The 17,554-nt window shown below is 68.2% G+C and carries 16 protein-coding genes; 8 read left to right on the top strand and 8 right to left on the bottom strand.

Annotation, left to right across the window (positions count from 1 at the left end; translation table 11 throughout):
• Positions 1 to 270: 270 nt before the first annotated feature.
• From ASE50_RS02300 to ASE50_RS02285, 4 genes are all read right to left on the bottom strand, one after another.
• Positions 271 to 621 (bottom strand): hypothetical protein, encoded by a 351-nt coding sequence (locus tag ASE50_RS02300; protein WP_056394964.1) that lies wholly within the window; start codon positions 619 to 621, stop codon positions 271 to 273.
• Between the two features lie 80 nt (positions 622 to 701).
• Complete coding sequence (locus tag ASE50_RS02295) at positions 702 to 2,003, bottom strand: amidohydrolase family protein (RefSeq protein ID WP_056394962.1); 1,302 nt, start codon at positions 2,001 to 2,003, stop codon at positions 702 to 704.
• Positions 2,000 to 3,409 carry an amidohydrolase gene (locus ASE50_RS02290; protein WP_056394960.1) on the bottom strand — a complete coding sequence of 470 codons (1,410 nt, stop codon included), beginning with the start codon at positions 3,407 to 3,409 and terminating at the stop codon, positions 2,000 to 2,002. Before ASE50_RS02290 ends, ASE50_RS02295 begins: the two co-directional genes overlap by 4 nt.
• A gap of 40 nt (positions 3,410 to 3,449) precedes the next feature.
• Positions 3,450 to 4,274: a hypothetical protein gene (locus tag ASE50_RS02285; RefSeq protein WP_056394958.1), complete on the bottom strand. Its 825-nt coding sequence runs from the start codon at positions 4,272 to 4,274 to the stop codon at positions 3,450 to 3,452.
• Positions 4,275 to 4,401: 127 nt separating this feature from the next.
• Here ASE50_RS02285 and ASE50_RS02280 point away from each other — a divergent pair, with 127 nt between their 5' ends.
• The 8 genes from ASE50_RS02280 (at position 4,402) to ASE50_RS02245 (ending at position 12,888) form a co-directional block, all read left to right on the top strand.
• Positions 4,402 to 5,079, top strand: coding sequence for a DUF4129 domain-containing protein (locus tag ASE50_RS02280; RefSeq protein ID WP_056394955.1), 678 nt, complete (start codon positions 4,402 to 4,404; stop codon positions 5,077 to 5,079).
• Positions 5,076 to 6,287, top strand: a complete 1,212-nt coding sequence (locus ASE50_RS02275; RefSeq protein ID WP_056394953.1) for a hypothetical protein — start codon at positions 5,076 to 5,078, stop codon at positions 6,285 to 6,287. The genes ASE50_RS02280 and ASE50_RS02275 overlap by 4 nt, the downstream gene beginning before the upstream one ends.
• The gene (locus tag ASE50_RS02270; protein ID WP_056394951.1) at positions 6,284 to 7,240 is read left to right on the top strand and encodes an AAA family ATPase; all 957 of its coding nucleotides are present in this window, start codon (positions 6,284 to 6,286) and stop codon (positions 7,238 to 7,240) included. The genes ASE50_RS02275 and ASE50_RS02270 overlap by 4 nt, the downstream gene beginning before the upstream one ends.
• Positions 7,237 to 8,466: a DUF58 domain-containing protein gene (locus tag ASE50_RS02265; RefSeq protein ID WP_056394948.1), complete on the top strand. Its 1,230-nt coding sequence runs from the start codon at positions 7,237 to 7,239 to the stop codon at positions 8,464 to 8,466. The genes ASE50_RS02270 and ASE50_RS02265 overlap by 4 nt, the downstream gene beginning before the upstream one ends.
• Positions 8,463 to 9,449, top strand: coding sequence for a stage II sporulation protein M (locus ASE50_RS02260; protein WP_056394947.1), 987 nt, complete (start codon positions 8,463 to 8,465; stop codon positions 9,447 to 9,449). Before ASE50_RS02265 ends, ASE50_RS02260 begins: the two co-directional genes overlap by 4 nt.
• Entirely contained in the window at positions 9,433 to 10,335 is a 903-nt protein-coding gene (locus ASE50_RS02255; protein WP_056394945.1) for an RDD family protein, read from the top strand. The genes ASE50_RS02260 and ASE50_RS02255 overlap by 17 nt, the downstream gene beginning before the upstream one ends.
• A gap of 47 nt (positions 10,336 to 10,382) precedes the next feature.
• Entirely contained in the window at positions 10,383 to 12,149 is a 1,767-nt protein-coding gene (locus ASE50_RS02250) for a diguanylate cyclase (RefSeq protein WP_056394943.1), read from the top strand.
• Between the two features lie 70 nt (positions 12,150 to 12,219).
• Entirely contained in the window at positions 12,220 to 12,888 is a 669-nt protein-coding gene (locus tag ASE50_RS02245) for a hypothetical protein (protein WP_056394941.1), read from the top strand.
• A 12-nt stretch (positions 12,889 to 12,900) separates the two neighbouring features.
• On the opposite strand, the gene ASE50_RS02240 is transcribed toward ASE50_RS02245, so the two are convergent.
• The 4 genes from ASE50_RS02240 to ASE50_RS19345 all read right to left on the bottom strand — a co-directional run bounded on the left by ASE50_RS02240 (position 12,901) and on the right by ASE50_RS19345 (position 17,084).
• Positions 12,901 to 13,764 carry an HpcH/HpaI aldolase/citrate lyase family protein gene (locus ASE50_RS02240; protein ID WP_056394939.1) on the bottom strand — a complete coding sequence of 288 codons (864 nt, stop codon included), beginning with the start codon at positions 13,762 to 13,764 and terminating at the stop codon, positions 12,901 to 12,903.
• A complete protein-coding gene (locus ASE50_RS02235; protein ID WP_056394938.1) occupies positions 13,761 to 14,210 on the bottom strand; it encodes a MaoC family dehydratase in 450 nt (149 codons plus the stop codon). The genes ASE50_RS02240 and ASE50_RS02235 overlap by 4 nt, the downstream gene beginning before the upstream one ends.
• A complete protein-coding gene (locus ASE50_RS02230; RefSeq protein WP_056394936.1) occupies positions 14,207 to 16,066 on the bottom strand; it encodes an acetyl/propionyl/methylcrotonyl-CoA carboxylase subunit alpha in 1,860 nt (619 codons plus the stop codon). The genes ASE50_RS02235 and ASE50_RS02230 overlap by 4 nt, the downstream gene beginning before the upstream one ends.
• Before the next feature lie 112 nt (positions 16,067 to 16,178).
• On the bottom strand, positions 16,179 to 17,084 hold the full coding sequence (locus tag ASE50_RS19345) for a DUF3088 domain-containing protein (RefSeq protein ID WP_235512098.1): 906 nt from the start codon (positions 17,082 to 17,084) through the stop codon (positions 16,179 to 16,181).
• Positions 17,085 to 17,554 lie beyond the last annotated feature (470 nt).

Here is a 17,554-nt window from a genome sequence, read left to right as displayed (position 1 = left end):
GAGCCGTTGTGCTTGTGGAACCGAAGCCCGTTTCATCACCGTCACCCCGGACTTGCCTGAGACCTCACAAAAGTCCCGACCCCCTCCCCTTGCCGTACCCCCGCGCAGGCGGGGGTCCAGGGTTCCAAGCGCAAGTCCTTGTTCTGTTTGGCTCTGGCCCCCCCGCCTGCGCGGGGGTACGATCATTCTTTGGTTAAGCGCGCGACTTTCGCCGACGGACGACCTGTTCCGGGGTCCCCGGCAAAGACAACGCCACTACGTCAGCCAGAACTACCGCGCCGCCGCTGGTTGCGGCGTAAAGCTCGTCACGTTCGCCATCCCGTTCGCACCGAAGGTGATGATATGCCGCGATCCTTCCTGACAGGTCGCGACCCAGCTGCCCGGCTTTTCGCCGCGTTCGGACGCGGTCACGCCTTGGCAGGGCAACCCGGCGTCGCGGATCGCGCGGATGAACACGCCTTCGCGCTGGCCGGGTGCCAGCGCATCGACCTTCGCCGTCATTTCCTGCGCTTCCTGCGAATTCGCGATCGCCGCCTGATTGGCGGCCGCCTGCTGCTCGGCGCTCGGTCCGCACGCCGCCAGCATCAGCGATCCACCCAGCATCACGAGCAACGCACGCATAGTCCATCTCCCAAAAGGCACCGCCAACCCGGCCGCTGTCCGTTCCGGACAATCGACGACCGCGCCGACGGTTCCCATGCTCAGCGCTGATACGCCTTGGGCAGCCCCTGTTCCTGCGGCACCAGATAGCGGTCGCGCAGGCGCGTCTGGCGGTTGGTCAGCGGCTGTTCGACACCGTCGATGAACAGCTGCGTCGGGACCGACCCGATTTCCAGCGGATCGCCGTCCCAGATCACCACGTCGCCGCGTCGTCCGGCGCCCAGCGTTCCGATCTCGCCGTCCATGCCGATCGCGCGGGCCGGCAGCGACGTGATCGTCGCGAACGCCGCGCCCCAGTCCAGCCCGGCCGCGCCCGGAATCTTCGACAGCGCGACCAGATTGCCGGCATATTGCCGCACCAGCCGGGCCTGCCGCGATTCATCGTCGCCGATCATGCCGATGCCGACGGTGACGCCGGCCGCCTTCATCCGGCCGATGTTGGACTGGGTCGCCGCCAGCTGCTCGAAGCTGGCCGGCAGGTCGGCGAGCGCACTCGCCAGCACCGGCACGCCCGCCGCCGCGATCTGCTGCGCGACCGTCCAGCCTTCGGCCGCGCCGACCAGCACCGGCTTCAGCCCCGCGAACTCGCGCTTCAGCGCCAACACGCCGAGGATGTCGGACGCGCGTTCGACATGGATCAGCAGCGGCACCTTCCCCGACAGCACGTCCTGCAACGCCAGCGCATCGGCACGGGTCAGCAACGCTTCCTTGCCGCGATCGGCGAAGCCCGCCGGATTGCGGCCATAGGCCTGCGCCTCGAACAAGGCATTGCGGAACATGGCCATCGCCGCCGGCCGGCTGCCGCCCGCCGCACGCGCGCCGGCCTCGCCCCATTCCATGAACTGGAAGGCGCGCGGACGCGTGACCGCGTCCATGTCGTTGCCCAGATCGATCACCGCGCCCTGCCCGGCGAAGATCGACCCGCCATTGTCGGGCGCGACCACCGCGCGGGTAACGCCGTCGGTGCGGTTGATCGCGATCGGCGTCGCGCGCGGGTTCAGCCCGGCGGTCACGTCCAGCCCGGCATTGAACACGCTCTCGCGCGCCGAAGCGTCGTTGGTCGGTCCCACGCCGTCGACCTCGACGATGCCCAGCCGGGTGAAGCCCGCGACGATGCCCGGCGTGACATAGCGCCCACCGGCATCGATCGTCTTGCCCCCGGCAGCGGCAGCCCCGCGTCCGGCCGACACGACCCGCCCGCCGCGAATGACGACGGTGCCGCCCTCGACCGGGGCCGATCCGTCGCCCAGCACCAGCCGGGCATTGGTGATCGTCACGTCCTGCGCAGCGGCGGGAAAAGCGGTGCAGCCGGCCAGCAGCGTGGCAAGGATCAGGCGCTTCACTTCACATCCCCTTCGCCGGGCTGGCCAAGTTCGAAATCGGACACCGGCCGCAGTCTCGGATTATTCGCATCGTACAGCAGCGCCCCGTCGACCCACACCATCTGCGGGCGGGTATAGACGCTGAACGGATCGCCGTTCCACAGCACGACATCGGCCATCTTGCCCGCCTTCAGCGAGCCCGTAACCTTGTCGATGCCCAGCGCCCGCGCCGGATTGATGCCCAGCCACGTCCACGCATGTTCGGGGGTCACCGCCATGCCGGCACGCCTGGCCGACGCCATGACCTTGGCCACTTCCTGATTGAGCCGCTGGATGCCGTTTTCGCTGTCCGAATGGATCATCGCGCACGCGCCCTGCCGGTCGAGGATCGGCAGATTTTCGCCGATCGCGTCATAGCTTTCCATCTTGAAGCCATACCAGTCGGCCCACACCGCCGAACACACGCCGCGCGCCTTCAACAGGTCGGCGATCTTGTAGCTTTCGACGGCATGGTGGAACGCGGTGACCTTGTACCCCATCTCCTGCGCCATATCCATGACGATGGCCATTTCGTCGGCGCGGTAGCAGTGGTTGTGGACGAGGATCTCGCCGTCGAGCACCCCGCGCAGCGTGTCCATCGCAAGGTCGCGGGACGGCGCTTCGCCGCCATCGGCCTCATACTTGTCCCATTTGCGATCATATTCCTTTGCGCGCAGCCACGTCGCGCGATCGACCGCCAGATTGCCCATCCGGGTCGACGGCATCCGCCCCTTCGACCCATAGACGCGCTTGGGATTCTCGCCGCATGCCATCTTCAGGCCATAGGGCGCGCCGGGGAACTTCATCGCCTGCATCGTGCGGCCATAGACGTTTTTCAGCGTCACCGACCGACCGCCCATCAGGTTCGCCGAGCCCGGCAGCACCTGCAGCGTCGTCACCCCGCCATTGGTCAGCGCGCGCGAGAAACCGGGGTCCTGTGGCCAGACACTGTGTTCGGCCCAGACATCGGCGGTGACCGGCCCGGTCATCTCGTTGCCGTCGCTATGCGCCTCGACGCCGGGGCTGGGATAATCGCCCAGATGGCTGTGCACGTCGATGATGCCGGGGGTCACCCATTTGCCCTGCCCGTCGATCACGCTCACGCCCTCGGCCGGGGCGATCGATTGAGCGACCTCGACGATCTTGCCGTCGCGGAACAGCACCGAACCGCGATCGATCCGCCCGCCTTCCCCGTCATAGATGGTGACGTTGGTCACCAGCGTCGCCCGCCCCGGATAGGCGTGATAGGTCGACGGATAGGGATCATGGTCATATCCCTTGCCCGCGCCCGGCCCCTTGCCCTTGCCCGCCGGCGCATCGGCCGAAGCCGAGCGGACCTCGCCCTTGTCACCGGTACAGGCGACCAGCCCGGCGGCGAGCGCCACCATCGTCAACGTTCGGATCACGCCTTACTCCCCTTTTGATATGTCAGGCGAACACCGCTTCGAGGTCATGGCTGCCCATACCCTCCTTGGCGGTCCGCACTTCGTGATAGACGGCGGCGGTGCCGGTCGTCGTCAGTACGCCGATCAACGTGGCGAACACCGCCTGCACGCCGGCCACCAGCCACAGATTCTGCGCGCCCCCGGCCGCCAGCGCGATCCCCTGCATCAGGCCACTGGCCATCATCCACAGGACGACCGCGATCAGGATCAGCAGCAACAGCCGCCACCGCATCCCGCGCAGCAAGTCGGCGCTCCGTCCGAAACAGTCGAAGATGCCGCGCCCCTCGCCAGCCATGACCGGCAGGACGATGAACCACGTCAGCCCGAGGATAATCCCCGGAACCACCAGCAACACGAAGCCGACCGCCAGCGCGATGCCGAACAGGATAAGCAGCGCCAGCGCCGGCAGCGTCCGCCGCAACGCCATGCGCAGCATCGCACCGAACTCAATCGGCCGGCCGGCTAGCGTATCGAGGGCGATCCCCATCATGAACAGCTTGATGAAGGGATAGACGAACAACCAGATCAACCATAGCGGCGCCATCGAATAGAACAGCCCCTCAATTGCTGCCGCGTCGCCCATGCGCTGTGCCATCGTCGGCAGGAGGAACTGCATCGGCGCGTTCAGCACTGCGCTGGCCGCCAGCAGCGCCAATGGGGCACCACCGATCGCACCGAACGCGTTCGAAATCACCCGACCGATGCCGAAACTATAGGGCGACCGCCGCCCCTCCATCCATGCCCCGCCCAGCGCGATCGCCAGCAAGATAAGCGGCAGCGATAAGATCAGCACCCCGAATGCCAGCATTCGTTACATCCCCCCACAACGCCGCCCCCGGCGTCGACCCAAAGTCTGGGTGGAAAAGCGTTGCATGTAAATCGGCGATTTGCTCCAAGCAGGGCACACGCCGCGGGGGCGTACCGAAAGGACGGACGTGGCGCGGGGGCAGATCGCGAACAGCGTGAACAATGCCGCGTCGGCACCGCCCGCGATCGATTCCGAGCGTGTCAGCGCCGCTTGGAAGACGATCCACGCCGATCCGTCGATCCAGTTCAATCTGCCCGAAAAGGCGATCGAGCCGCGCGATCCGCCGCCCGGCTGGCTGGAACCGGTCCTGCGCGCGATCGGTGATTTCATCGAGTGGGTCGGCGGCGGATGGCGGCTGATCCTGTGGATCATCGGCATCGTCATCGTCGTTACGCTGGTCTTCGCACTGTTCCCCGGCCTTCGCGACTGGGTGCGCGAACGCTTCGGGCGCACGGCCGCAACGGTGGACGAACCGCAATGGGCCCCGACCGAAACCCGCGCCCGCGCCCTGCTGGAGGATGCCGACACACTCGCCGCCGCCGGGCGGTTCGACGAAGCGGTCCACCTGCTCCTCTTCCGCAGCATCGACGATATCACCGCATGGCGCGGCGACGTGGTCCGCCCCGCCGATACCAGCCGCGACATCGCCCGCGCCGATGCGCTGCCCCCGGCGGCGCGCGTGGTGTTCGCCGGCATCGTCGCGGCGGTAGAACGCAGCCTGTTCGGCGGCCGCGCTCTTGGCGAAGGCGACTGGCATCAGGCCCGCGCCGACTATGCCGGCTTCGCGCTGCGGGGGGCCAAGTGAACCCGTCGTCGCCCTTCGCGGTCCGTACCGTCATCCTCCTCGTCATCGGCGGCGCGCTGCTGCTGCTCGCGTCGATCCTGATGTCGGGGTTCGGCGACGAACTGTCGCGCGCCGTCGGCGATGCCCCGGCCGCCGATCGCAAGGACGGTGCCGGCTATCACGCGTTCAAGCGGCTGGTCGATGCGGTACAGCCGCCCGGCCGCAACGATGCCGATACGCTGAACAATCCCGCCATCGTCATCCTGACGCCGACCAACGCCACCCGTCCCGAAGACGTCAAGGCGATCGTCGACCGTCGCATCTCGCTCGCCGACGCAGCGATGGAAGACAGCGGCGACGACGAACCGTTCGACCGCTATCCGACCCTCATCATCCTGCCGAAATGGCAGACGGAGGCGATCCCGCTCGGGGGTGGAAAGGTCCGCCGCACCGGCACGGTCGACATGGCGCGCATCCAGAAACTGGTTCCGGCCGACGTCGACTGGCATGTCGAGGACCGCGAAGATGTCGGCGTCAGCGCTGACTATACCGAAATCCGCTCCTTCGCCGTCCCCGACCGACCGTTATATGCGGTAAAGGGCGAGACCGTCGAACCGCTGATCGTCGCCCGCGACGGCGCAGCGGTGCTGGGGCAGGTCGGCAGCAGCGATACCTTCGTGCTGGTCGATCCCGATCTGGTCAACAACCGCGCCATGGCCGACGAACGCAACGCGAAGGCCGCGCTGGCGATGCTGCGCGCGATCGATCCCGAACATCATGGCCGCGCCGTATTCGACCGGTCGCTGCACTACACGCGCGGCGACCGCAATCTGGTCAAGCTGCTGTTCCTGCCGCCGTTCCTTGGCGTCACCCTTGCCCTGATCGCCGCTGCCATCCTTGCCGGCATCGCCGCTGCCGGGCGCTTCGGCCCGCCGGTCGCCGATCCGCGCGGGCTGGCGCTCGGCAAGCGCGCGCTGATCGACAATATCGTCGCGCTGTCCCGGCTGGCGCGGCGCACCGCGCAGGCCGGCGAACGCTATGCCGATACGATGCTGGAGGTGACGTCGCGGCGGTTGCTGGCCGGGGAAATCCCCTCGCCCGAACGGCTCGACCGCATCCACCCCGGCTATTCCGACATCGACCGCCGCCTGCGCGATGCCCGCAGCGAACACGAAGCATTGGCCGCGGCGAGGGACCTGCACATATGGAAGAAGGAAACAGGCGCATGACGCTCGACGAGGTACGGTCGCTGGGATCGGCGATCGACCGGGAGATCAGCAAGGCGGTGGTGGGACAGGCGGACGCCGTGCGCCTGCTCACCATCGCGCTGTTCTCCGCCGGTCACGTCCTGCTCGAAGGACCGCCGGGCACCGCCAAGACGCTGCTGGCGCAGAGTTTCGCGCGGACATTGGGCCTCGATTTCGGGCGCATCCAGTTCACGCCCGACCTGATGCCCGGTGATATCATCGGCTCCAACCTGTTCAATTTCCAGACGTCGCAATTCGCGCTGACCCGTGGGCCGGTGTTCTGCGAAGTGCTGCTGGCGGACGAGATCAACCGCACCCCGCCCAAGACGCAGGCCGCGCTGCTGGAGGCGATGCAGGAACGCCGCATCACCATCGACGGTCGCACCGAGCAGCTGTCGGACCGTTTCACCGTCGTCGCGACGCAGAACCCGATCGAGCAACAGGGCGTCTATCCCCTGCCGGAAGCGCAGCTCGACCGGTTCCTGTTCAAGATCGCGATCGGCTGGCCGACGCTCGACGCCGAACGCGCGATCGTCGCCCAATATGGCACGCGCACCGGCACCCCCGCCCCGCAGGATTCGGGCGTCGAACGGGTCGCCGACGCCGGGACGATCGCCGCCGCGATCGATGCGGTCGGACAAGTACGGCTGGCCGACGAGGTCATCGACTATATCGTCCGCCTGATCCGTGCGACCCGCGAACATGGCGACCTGTCGTCGGGTGCCTCGCCGCGCGCCGCATCGGCGCTGGCGGCGGCGGCGCGTGCCGGCGCGGCGCTCGACGGGCGCGATTACGTCCTGCCCGACGATGTGAAGACGCTCGCCCCCGCGCTGCTGCGCCACCGCCTGATCCTGTCGCCCAGCGCGGAGATCGATGGCCGCCGCATCGACGACGTCGTCGCCGGGCTGATCGCATCGGTCGAAGCACCGCGATGATCGTCCCCAGCCCCCGTGCGATCCAGCTGACCGCGCTCGCCGCGCCGGTCGGCCTCGCATTGGGCGTGCTGGCCCCGGCGGCGTGGATCGCCGCGCCGGTCTGGATCATCGGCGTCCTGGCGCTGATCGTCGCCGACGCATGGTTGGCGAAACAGCCGGCGACGACCCTGCCCGACCTGCCGGCGACGCTGAACATCGGCGAGACGTTCCGGCTGGCCAGCGCCGATCTTGCCGCCGCGATCGACGGTCCGGTCGAACGCAGCAGCCCCGGCGAATATCGCGCGGTCCGGCGCGGCCGGGCGCGGCTGCACCGCCTGTGGACGCGCCGCATCGGCCCCTTGGGGCTGGCATGGCGACAGGTCAGCCGCAAGACCGATCGCACCATCGCCATCCTGCCCGACATCCGCCCGGTCCGCGATCAGGGGATGCGCCAGTATCTCAACAGCATTTCGGTCGGCAACCGGCTGCGCCGCGATCACGGCGACGGACAGGATTTTCAGGTTCTGACCGATTTTCAGGCGGGCATGGAACGCCGTTCGATCGACTGGAAGGCGTCGGCGCGCCACGCATCGCTGCTGGCACGCGAATTTCATACCGAACGCGACAATATGATCGTCTTCGCGGTCGATGCCGGCCGCGCGATGACCGATCCGGTCGGCGACATGCCGCGCATCGACCGCGCGGTATCGTCGGCGCTGCTCGCCGCCTTCGTCGCACTCAAATCGGGCGACCGGGTGCGGCTCTATTCCTTCGCTGCCCGGCCGCAGGTCGACAGCGGCAGCATCGCCGGCGGCACGCGCGGATTCGCACGGTTGCATCACGCCGCCGCCGACATCGATTACGGGGTGGAGGAAAGCAATTACACGCTCGGCCTCGTCACCCTCGACCAGAAGCTCGACCGGCGCGCGCTGGTCGTGCTGTTCACCGAATTCACCGACACAACCAGCGCCGAACTGTTGCTCAGCGCCGCGCAGCGGATGTTGAAGCGCCACCGCGTGCTGTTCGTGCTGTTCCGCGACCTCGAACTGGAGGAACTGCGCGATGCCGTGCCCGACACCGCCGACGACCTCGTGCGCGCCAATGTCGCGCATATGCTGCTGCGCGACCGGGCAATCGTCGTCGAACGGCTGCGGCGGATGGGCATCGACGTGATCGAGGCGGCGGCGGACGCGATGCCGCTCGCGCTGGTCGAACGCTATGTCAGCCACCGGGAGCGCGGACGATGAGTGTCAACTTCGGCGCCCATCATTTCCGCACCGAACGCGAGGCCGACTGGGCGCGCCTCGAGGAACTCCTCGACAAACTTGAGGCAAAGTCCCCCCGCCGCCTCTCCGACACCGACCTGATCGACCTCCCAAGACTCTACCGCGCGACACTTTCGTCACTTTCGATCGCCCGCGCCACCTCGCTCGACGCATCGCTGGTCGGCTATCTGGAGGCGCTGTCGACCCGCGCGTATTTCGCGCTCTATTCCGCCCGCGAACCCTGGGGCCGGCAGGTAAAGGCGTTCTTCACAACGCATTGGCCGCGCGCGGTCCGCGCGATCGCGTGGGAATTGCTGCTGGCTACCGCGCTGCTGCTGCTGAGCGCGTTTGCCGCCTATCACCTCGTCCGGTCCGATCCGGCATGGTATTCGGCGATGATCTCGCCCGAACTCGCCGGTGGACGCGACATGAACGCGACGCCTGCGACGTTGCGCGAATCGCTCTACGGCAAGCCGGGCGAGGCTCCGCTGGAAATATTCGCCACCTCGCTGTTCACCCATAATTCGCAAGTGTCGATTCTCGCCTTCGCCCTCGGCTTTCTGTTCGCCATCCCGACGATCATCCTTGCCGTGCAGAATGGCGCGATGGGCGGGGCGATGTTCGCCGCGTTCGTGCCGCACGGTCTCGGCTGGGGACTCTTCGCGTGGCTGATGATCCATGGGACGACCGAAATCGCCGCGATCGCGCTTGCCAGCGCGGCCGGTATCCATATCGGCCGCGCCGTCGCCTTTCCCGGCGATCGTTCGCGCATGGCCGCGGCGGCGGAGGCCGGGCAGCGCGGTGCGATCGTGATGATCGGCGTCATCCTGATGCTGCTGATCGCCGGCCTGCTGGAGGGGTTCGCCCGGCAGTTGGTCAACGACGACAGCGCGCGTCTGGCGATCGGCGGCGGGATGCTGGCGCTGTGGATCATCTATTTCAGCTTCGGTGGCCGTCGTGGCTAAACGACCGCGCAAGCCCCGCCAGCCGCGCACGCTCGACCGGCAACTGGTCACGCCGGAGGGGGTACCGCTGAACCTGCGGCTGGGGTCGGCCGGTGCGCGCGCGGGGGCGTTCACGATCGACGCGATCCTCATGCTGCTGATCCTGATCGGTACCTCGCTGCTGATCGCCGCGCTGGCGATCGGGGGACCGAAAGGGGCGCAATCGCTCTACGCGATCGTCTGGCTGCTCGGCTTTTTCATGCTGCGCAATTTCTACTTCGTCCTCCACGAAGCCGGCCGGCGCGCGGCGACGCCCGGCAAACGGCTGATGAAGCTGCGCGTCGTGTCGCGGGACGGCGCGCGGCTGACCGGTGCGGCGGTGCTGGCGCGTAACCTGATGCGCGAGATCGAGGTGTTCCTGCCGCTGATGTTCCTCGGCTTCGCCTTTGCTGAAGGGATGGCGTCGCGCTGGACCGCCGTGCTGGCGCTCGGCTGGGCGCTGATCCTGCTGTTCCTGCCGCTGTTCAATCGCGACCGCCTGCGCGCGGGCGACCTGATCGCCGGGACCTGGGTCGTCGAGCGCGAGGTGCGGAAACTGGGCGAAGATCTGCTGATCCAGACCGCCCATGAACAGGATCGCGGCCACATCGCACCGTTTACCTCCGCCGAACTCGACGCCTATGGCGCGTTCGAATTGCAGCGACTGGAGGATGTTCTGCGCCGCAACGACCGCGCCGACCTGTTCGCCGTAGCGAACGCCATCCGTCGCAAGCTTGGCCGCGCCGACGACGGCGCGGACCTTGCGTTCCTCGAAGCATATTATGCCGATCTGCGCCGCCATCTCGAACGTAAATTGCTGTTCGGGCATCGCAAACGCGACAAATTCGATCATATCGGATCAAACTGACGTAATTCTATACGTCGTATTAACGGTTGGCGTCCACAAGGTGCCCGATGGCAATCGGCACCTCCAGACTTCGGATCGGACTGTTCAGCGGGCTGCTCTATTTCGTCCTCGCCGCCATCGCCATCAGTCCGGTCCATAATGGTGTCGCGACGTTCTGGCCCGCCACGCCGGTTCTGCTGGCGCTTCTGCTCGCCCGATCACGTCGCAAATGGAATGCGACCCTGATCGGTGCGACGATCGGCAGTCTGTTGGCGTCGAGCCTGTTCGGCTTCGGCGTTGTCAGCGCCATCCCGATGGCGGTGGCGAAGATCGGGCAGGTCGTGGTCGCGATCGGGTTGTTCAACCGGCTGAACGTCCGGCGCGGGTCGTTCGGCTCGCTCGATCGCATCTGGCGCTATGTCCTCGCGTTCGGGATCGTCGCCCCGGCGCTGGGCGCGACGATCGCGGCGGCGGTGACGGCCACCCGCTACGATCTGTCCTTTGCCTTGCAGTGGCGGATATGGTTCGTCGGTCACGGACTGAGCATGGTCGCGCTGACCCCGCTCCTATCGCTGCTGTTTTCGGGTGCCGCGCTGCGCTGGTGGCGCGGCGCAACCGGACGGACGCGCCGCGAGGCGATGGTGCTGCTGACCGCGACGGCGGTGATCGCCGTGGGCGTCTTTGGCCAGAACACGCTGCCGCTGCTGTTCCTGCCGATCCTGCCGGTCATGCTAACGACCTTCCGCCTTGGCCTGATCGGCGCAGCCGCCGCGATCATCGTGCTGACGATCATCGGCGGCTATGCCACGCTGCACGGCATGGGGCCGGCAAATTATGTCAGCGACAACGTGCATCTGCGGCTGGAATTCCTGCAATTCTACATTGCCTGCACGGTACTGACCACCTTTCCGGTCGCCGCCGACCTCAGCCGCCGCCAGTCGCTGTACCGGCGGTTGCGCGAGAGCGAGGCACGCTATCGCGTGCTGGCCGATCATTCGACCGACATCGTGCTCAGCATCGATCGCAGCGGACGGGTCGGTTATCTGTCGCCGTCGATCGAGCCGATCCTGGGCAAGACACCGGACGCGCTGCTGGGATCGCGCGCGCTGGAGATGGTGCATCCGCTCGACCGCGATATCGTGCTGGTCGCACACCGCGACGCGATACGCGCGCCGCAGGGGACGCAGATCGTCGAATGCCGGATGCGGGTGACCGGCGGCGCGCTCCACTGGTTCGAAGCACATACCCGCGCGGTAACCGACGACCATGGCGTGGTGTCGGGCACGGTATCGATGGTCCGCGACGTGACGCATCGCAAGGCGCTGGAGGCCGAATTGTCGCGTGCCGCATCGACCGATCCGCTGACCGGCCTTGCCAACCGGCGCGCGTTCGACGCGGCACTGGCCAGCCGGATCGATGCCGCCGCGGCAGGCGACTGGGGCGGCTGCGTCGCCATTTTCGACCTCGATCACTTCAAGTCGGTCAACGACCGGTTCGGGCATGATGCCGGCGACCATGTCCTGCAATCCTTTGCCCGGATCGCGCGCGGCGTGCTGCGCGAGACGGATGTCGTCGCCCGGCTGGGCGGTGAGGAATTCGCCATTCTCTTCCCCGGAGCGGACATCGCCCATGCGCAATTCTTGAGCGAACGGCTGCGCGCGACGGTGGCCGCAACGCAGCTGCGCCACGGGCAGGCTGCGGTGCGACTGACGGTCAGCGCCGGCATCGCTTCGATCGACGTCGGCAGCAGCGCGGCGGGGGTGCTGCGCGCGGCCGACCGCGCACTATACGCCGCAAAGGCAGAGGGCCGCGACCGGTTGCAACTGGCGGCATGACCGCGCGGTGGCGGGGACGACGCCATTGGTGATAGGGTCGCCGACGTTGAGCGAGCAGAGGAGGCGCGGAGTGCGCGAGACATGGTATCGCGACCCGCGATGGGGACTGGCGGCAGCGACGATCGCGGCGATCGCGGTCGGGACCGCCGCCGGATCGACGGCGGAACCGCTGTGGCGGGTGCTGTTGCTGGCGATGGCCGGGTTCGCGTTGATCGGATGGGGGTGGTTCGCGATCCAGGGGATCGGCTGGCTATGGCGTCGTCCCGACCGGCGCGAGATATTGCAGGCACTGACGCTGCAGAACGCCCAGCAGACTTTCAATCAGGCGGCGTGGGGTAGGTTCGATCGCGACGCGACGATGCTGCGCATGTTGCTGGCCGAACGCGCGCTAATCCCGATCGAGGCCGAGCTGGTACGTCACGCGATGGCGATCGAACAGTTCACGGCGGTGGCGCAGGCGCTACCCGGCTTTTCGCGCTCGGCGGCCTATTGGTACGATATCGCGTCGCAGGGCCATGCCGGCCTGCCGCACGCGACGCCGACGCCGAGCGCGACCGCGTTGGAGGAAGCCGCTGCCGATCTGCCCTCGACGCCACTGTCCGAAGAGGACCGGCGCGCCGCGCTGCATTATCTGGCGGTACGCAAGCGGCTGACGACCGATCGGGCGCTGGTCGAGCGCGAACGGCGGGCCGCCCTGCGCAAGCTGGCCGCGCCGCCGCCCTCGCTTCCGGTCGAATAGGACCGCCGCCGTTCAGGACGAACGGTCGGCCATACTGTCCCGCAACGCCAGCACCCGCAGCGCCTGCTTCAGATGCGGCGCGTCGACCATGCGGCCATCGACCTGCAGCGCCCCGGCATCGGGCTGCGCGGCAAAGGCATCGACGATCGCTTGTGCGCGCGCGACCGTCTCGTCATCGGGGGTGAAGGCGGCGTTGATCGTGGCGACCTGTGCCGGGTGGATCGCCATCATGCCGGTGAAGCCATCGCGCGCCGCACGCGCGGCATAGGCGGCGAGGCCCGCCGCGTCGCGGATCGCCGGATAGACGGTATCGATCGCCGCCACCCCGGCGGCGTGCGCCCCGAACAGGGTCAGCGAACGGGCGAGTTCATAGGGCGCGGTATATCGCCCATCGGGCTCGCGCGAGGTCGCCGCACCGATCGCGGCGGGTAGGTCCTCGGCACCCCAGGTCAGTCCGGCGAGGCGGTGCGCGACCGTGCCATAGCTGCCGAGCTGAAAGATCGCCGCCGGGGTTTCGGTTGCGATCGGCAGCAACGGCACGTCGGACAGACCGCGATCGGCGAGGACCGCATTGATGTAAAGGATCGTTGCCACTCCTTCCGCCTTGGGCACGACGATGCCGTCGGGGCGGGTGCCGACCATCGCATCGAGATCGCCGAGCGCGAGCGGACCATCGGCCGGATTGATCCGGACGAAGCGCGGAACCGGGGCCGGTTCGCGCAGCCAGTCGGCGACGGCGGCGCGGGCGCTGTCCTTGGCCGACGCGGCGACCGCATCCTCCAGATCGAGGATCAGCGCGTCGGCTCCGCTCGCCGCCGCCTTGGCGAAGCGATCGGGCCGGTCGCCGGGTACGAACAGCAGCGACCGCAGCCTCATGGCCGGCGCTTCAGCAGGGCGCTGCGCAGGCAGCGGCAGACGATCTCGCCCCGCTGGTTATGCAGTTCATGGGTGAAGGTCACGATGCCGGCATCGGGGCGTGATCGACTGTCCTTCAGTGCGGTGACTTCGGTGGTGGCGCGCAGCGTGTCGCCGAGAAATACCGGCTTGGGCATGACGAGCTGGTCATAGCCGAGATTGGCGACGAGCGTCCCCAGTGTCGTCTCCCCGACCGATAGCCCGACCATCAGCGCGAAGGTGAAGGTACCGTTGACGAGGATCTGGCCGAACTCCGACGCCTTCGCCGCCTCGGCATCGATGTGCAGCGGTTGCGGATTGTGGGTCATCGCCGAGAACAGCAGATTGTCGGTTTCGGTCACCGTGCGGCGGATCGGATGGTCGATCCGGTCGCCGATCTGCCAGTCGTCGTAGAAACGGCCGATCATGCGTCGGCCTTTGCGATGCGGACGAGTATCACGCCTTCGGCAACCTGTGCGCCTTCGCGCGCGGACAGGTCGGCGACGATGCCGTCGAACGGGCTGAGCAGCGCCTGTTCCATTTTCATCGCCTCCAATACCACCAGCCGCTGTCCGGCAATGACGCGGTCTCCCGCCATGACCGTCACCGCGACGATGCGGCCGGGCATGGGGGACAGGATCGCGCCGTCGCCGGCACTCGCCGCCCCGCCCTGTCCCGCGACGGGCGCGGCGAAGGGAAAGGCCTCACCGTCCGCGAACAGGACGCGTTCGGGGCCGACCTGCGCGACCTCGCCGGCGGGGTGCACCTCTGCCAGACGGGTGATGCCGCCGATCGCGACAGCGACGTTCCGGTCGGGGGCGGCGTTGAGGCGGAAGCCGGCAAGCGCGTGCCAAGGATCGGCGGGGGCGGTGGCGATCAGCGCGGCCGCGGCCCCGCCGATCACCGTTTCGGGCGGGGTACCGGTCGGGACGAGCGCGTCGAGATGCCGTTCGATGAAGCCGGTATCGATCCGGCCCGCGACGAAATCCGCATGACCGGCACAGCGGGCGAGGAAGCCGGCGTTGGTGCGGACCGGCCACACCTGTACCGACGCGGCGGCCCTTGCCAGCGCGGCGGCGGCGGCGGTGCGGGTCGGGCGGTGGACGATCAGCTTGGCGATCATCGGGTCGTAATGCGGCGTCACCGTATCGCCCTGTCGCACGCCGGCATCGACACGGACGTCGTCGGGGAGCTTGAGGTGCGTGAGCTGGCCCGTCGACGGGAGGAAGCCGGTGGTCGGGTTCTCGGCATAGAGGCGCGCCTCCATCGCCCAGCCGTCGATCGACAACTGTTCCTGCCGCAGCGGGAGGGGCTCGCCCGATGCGACGCGCAGCTGCCATTCGACCAGATCGGTGCCGGTGATCGCCTCGGTCACCGGGTGTTCGACCTGTAGCCGGGTGTTCATTTCCATGAACCAGATGCGGTCGGCGGAGAGACCCTGCGATCCGTCGGCGATGAACTCGATCGTTCCCGCCCCGACATAGTCGACCGCGCGCGCCGCGCGGACCGCGGCGTCGCAGACGGCGGCGCGGGTCGCGGCGTCCATGCCGGGTGCGGGTGCTTCCTCGATCACCTTCTGGTGGCGGCGTTGCAGCGAGCAGTCGCGTTCGAACAGGTGGACGGCGTTGCCATGGGTGTCGCCGAACACCTGCACCTCGATATGGCGGGGCGACAGGATGTATTTTTCGATCAGCACCCGGTCGTCACCGAACGCGGCCGCTGCTTCGCGGCGGCAGCTGTCGAGTGCCTCGGCGAAGGCGGCGGGGGCGTCGACGCGGCGCATCCCCTTGCCGCCGCCGCCGGCCACCGCCTTGATGAGCACCGGATAGCCGATCGCGTCGGCCTCGGCGGCGAGGCGGTCGGGCGACTGGTCCTCGCCCAGATAGCCGGGGGTGACGGGCACGCCGGCGGCGATCATCCGCGCCTTGGCCGCGTCCTTCAGCCCCATCGCCCGGATCGCGGACGCGGGGGCGCCGACCCAGATCAGGCCGGCGGCGGTAACGCTTTCGGCGAACTCGGCATTTTCGGACAGGAAGCCATAGCCGGGATGGATCGCCGTCGCTCCCGTAGCGCGGGCGGCTGCGAGGATCTTCGCGCCGTCGAGATAGCTTTCGCGCGCCGGGGCCGCGCCGATGCAGACGGCTTCGTCGGCCTCGGTGACGAAGGGCAGGCCGGCATCGACGTCGCTATGGACGGCGATGGTGCGGATGCCGAGGCGGCGGGCGGTGCGCAGGATACGGCGGGCGATCTCGCCGCGATTGGCGATCAGCAGCGATTCGATCATGGCCGGTCCCGGAAGTTGGCGAAGGTGCCACGTAGCGATGCGTTGCGCAGGCCGGCGGCATCGCGCCCGGCGGGCGGGACAGGATAGGTCGGGCCGGCGGTGTAGGAAAGCGTCATGGATGCGCCTCCGGAAAGCCATGGCGGATGTGAAGTGCGTGGAGCAGCCGTTTGAAATCGCTGACGAAGCGGATGTCGCCATACCGGCCGTCCGACAGGCCCGCATCGGCACCGGCCCCGAGGACCAGCAGCGGCAGGTTCTGATGCGCCTCCCCCACCACCGCGATCACGGCGTCGCGGGGCCGTGGATAGGGAATGCGGACCACCTCGATCAGCGACGCCTTGTCCGGGAAGCGCGCCAGCAGGCCGTCGACGGTGATGCAGTCGCGGCAATAGAAGCTGCGGCCGGGATAGGCCGGGTCGTCGAACTGCGGGTCGAGCAAGTACAGGCGGTCGCGCATGGGATGTTCCGAAAACAGGGGGTCGGCGTCGGGATCGACATTGGTCGGCGAAGGATCGGTCGGTTGCAGCACCGGATCGGCGCGGGTGCCGAACATGGCGGCGGCGGCGAAAGCGAGGTCGCGGGCGCTGACATCGGGTGCCGAAACGGGTTGCGGCTGGAACGCGTCGGCGATCGCCGCGCGGGCGGCGACGGGATCGGGGGCGAAGGCGGCGGCCAGCCGCTGGGCGATCACCTCGGCATGGGCGGTGGTCGCCCTCGCCTCTGCCGACAGGGTGCCGCCGTCGCGCATCGGTGCCGGCGCGGCGGCGAGTTGCGCCTCGACCTCCGCGGTTACGCGGGCGACGGTGTGGAGGAAATTCGACAGCGCGGCGCCGGGCGGCAGGCTGGCGATGGCGCGGGTGACCATGGCGAGGATCGCGTCATAGGCGACGCTGTCGACGCCGGTGTTCGGACCGGGGGTGAAGCCGGACGGGGGAGCGGCCGGCGTCTTGGCCGGGGTGAAGGCCGGTTCGGTGAGCCTCGTCGGGCGGATGGGGGGGAGGTTTGAGATGGTGGTCATGCGGCGTCGCCCGCAGCGGATCGACATCCGATCACGCGTTCGCCTTTACCCTCCCTGAAAGGGAGGGGGCGGGGGTGGGTCGGCCCAAGAGGAAAGGTAAACGCGCCACAATGGGCCAACCCACCCCCAGCCCAGCTTCGGGTAAACAGTGCCCCACACTGTTTAGGCCATGCCGGGGGCATGGCCGACCCGAAGCTCTGCCAGGGAGGGGAGTCCTGTCGTTGGCGCTTCGACCGCACGGTGCCCTGCTCGACCTGCGCGCTGCCGTAACCCGCCGAAGGCGCGACCTTTGCGGAAATCGCGAGATTCGGCAGAAACCCGCCGTACCCCCGCGTAGGCGGGGGTCCAGGGTTCCAAGCGCAAGCCGTTGTTCTGCTTGGCTCTGGACCCCCGCCTGCGCGCGGGTGCGGCAGGGGGCGGGGGTCGGGACTTTCGCAGAAGTCGCGCGAAGGGCGAGGTCCAGCGACGGG

It is taken from the genome of Sphingomonas sp. Leaf5 (assembly GCF_001421155.1).
In the GTDB taxonomy this organism is placed as follows: Bacteria; Pseudomonadota; Alphaproteobacteria; order Sphingomonadales; family Sphingomonadaceae; genus Sphingomonas.
The sequence above is the reverse complement of the archived record's forward strand: the minus strand, read 5'-3'. Positions and strand labels throughout refer to the sequence as shown.

Coding starts and splice junctions, on each gene's coding strand:
- ASE50_RS02300 (WP_056394964.1), bottom strand. CDS start 621: ATGCGTGCGTTGCTCGTGATGCTGGGTGGATCGCTGATGCTGGCGGCG.
- ASE50_RS02290 (WP_056394960.1), bottom strand. CDS start 3,409: ATGGTGGCGCTCGCCGCCGGGCTGGTCGCCTGTACCGGTGACAAGGGC.
- ASE50_RS02285 (WP_056394958.1), bottom strand. CDS start 4,274: ATGCTGGCATTCGGGGTGCTGATCTTATCGCTGCCGCTTATCTTGCTG.
- ASE50_RS02270 (WP_056394951.1), top strand. CDS start 6,284: ATGACGCTCGACGAGGTACGGTCGCTGGGATCGGCGATCGACCGGGAG.
- ASE50_RS02265 (WP_056394948.1), top strand. CDS start 7,237: ATGATCGTCCCCAGCCCCCGTGCGATCCAGCTGACCGCGCTCGCCGCG.
- ASE50_RS02260 (WP_056394947.1), top strand. CDS start 8,463: ATGAGTGTCAACTTCGGCGCCCATCATTTCCGCACCGAACGCGAGGCC.
- ASE50_RS02250 (WP_056394943.1), top strand. CDS start 10,383: ATGGCAATCGGCACCTCCAGACTTCGGATCGGACTGTTCAGCGGGCTG.
- ASE50_RS02240 (WP_056394939.1), bottom strand. CDS start 13,764: ATGAGGCTGCGGTCGCTGCTGTTCGTACCCGGCGACCGGCCCGATCGC.
- ASE50_RS02235 (WP_056394938.1), bottom strand. CDS start 14,210: ATGATCGGCCGTTTCTACGACGACTGGCAGATCGGCGACCGGATCGAC.
- ASE50_RS02230 (WP_056394936.1), bottom strand. CDS start 16,066: ATGATCGAATCGCTGCTGATCGCCAATCGCGGCGAGATCGCCCGCCGT.
- ASE50_RS19345 (WP_235512098.1), bottom strand. CDS start 17,084: ATGACCACCATCTCAAACCTCCCCCCCATCCGCCCGACGAGGCTCACC.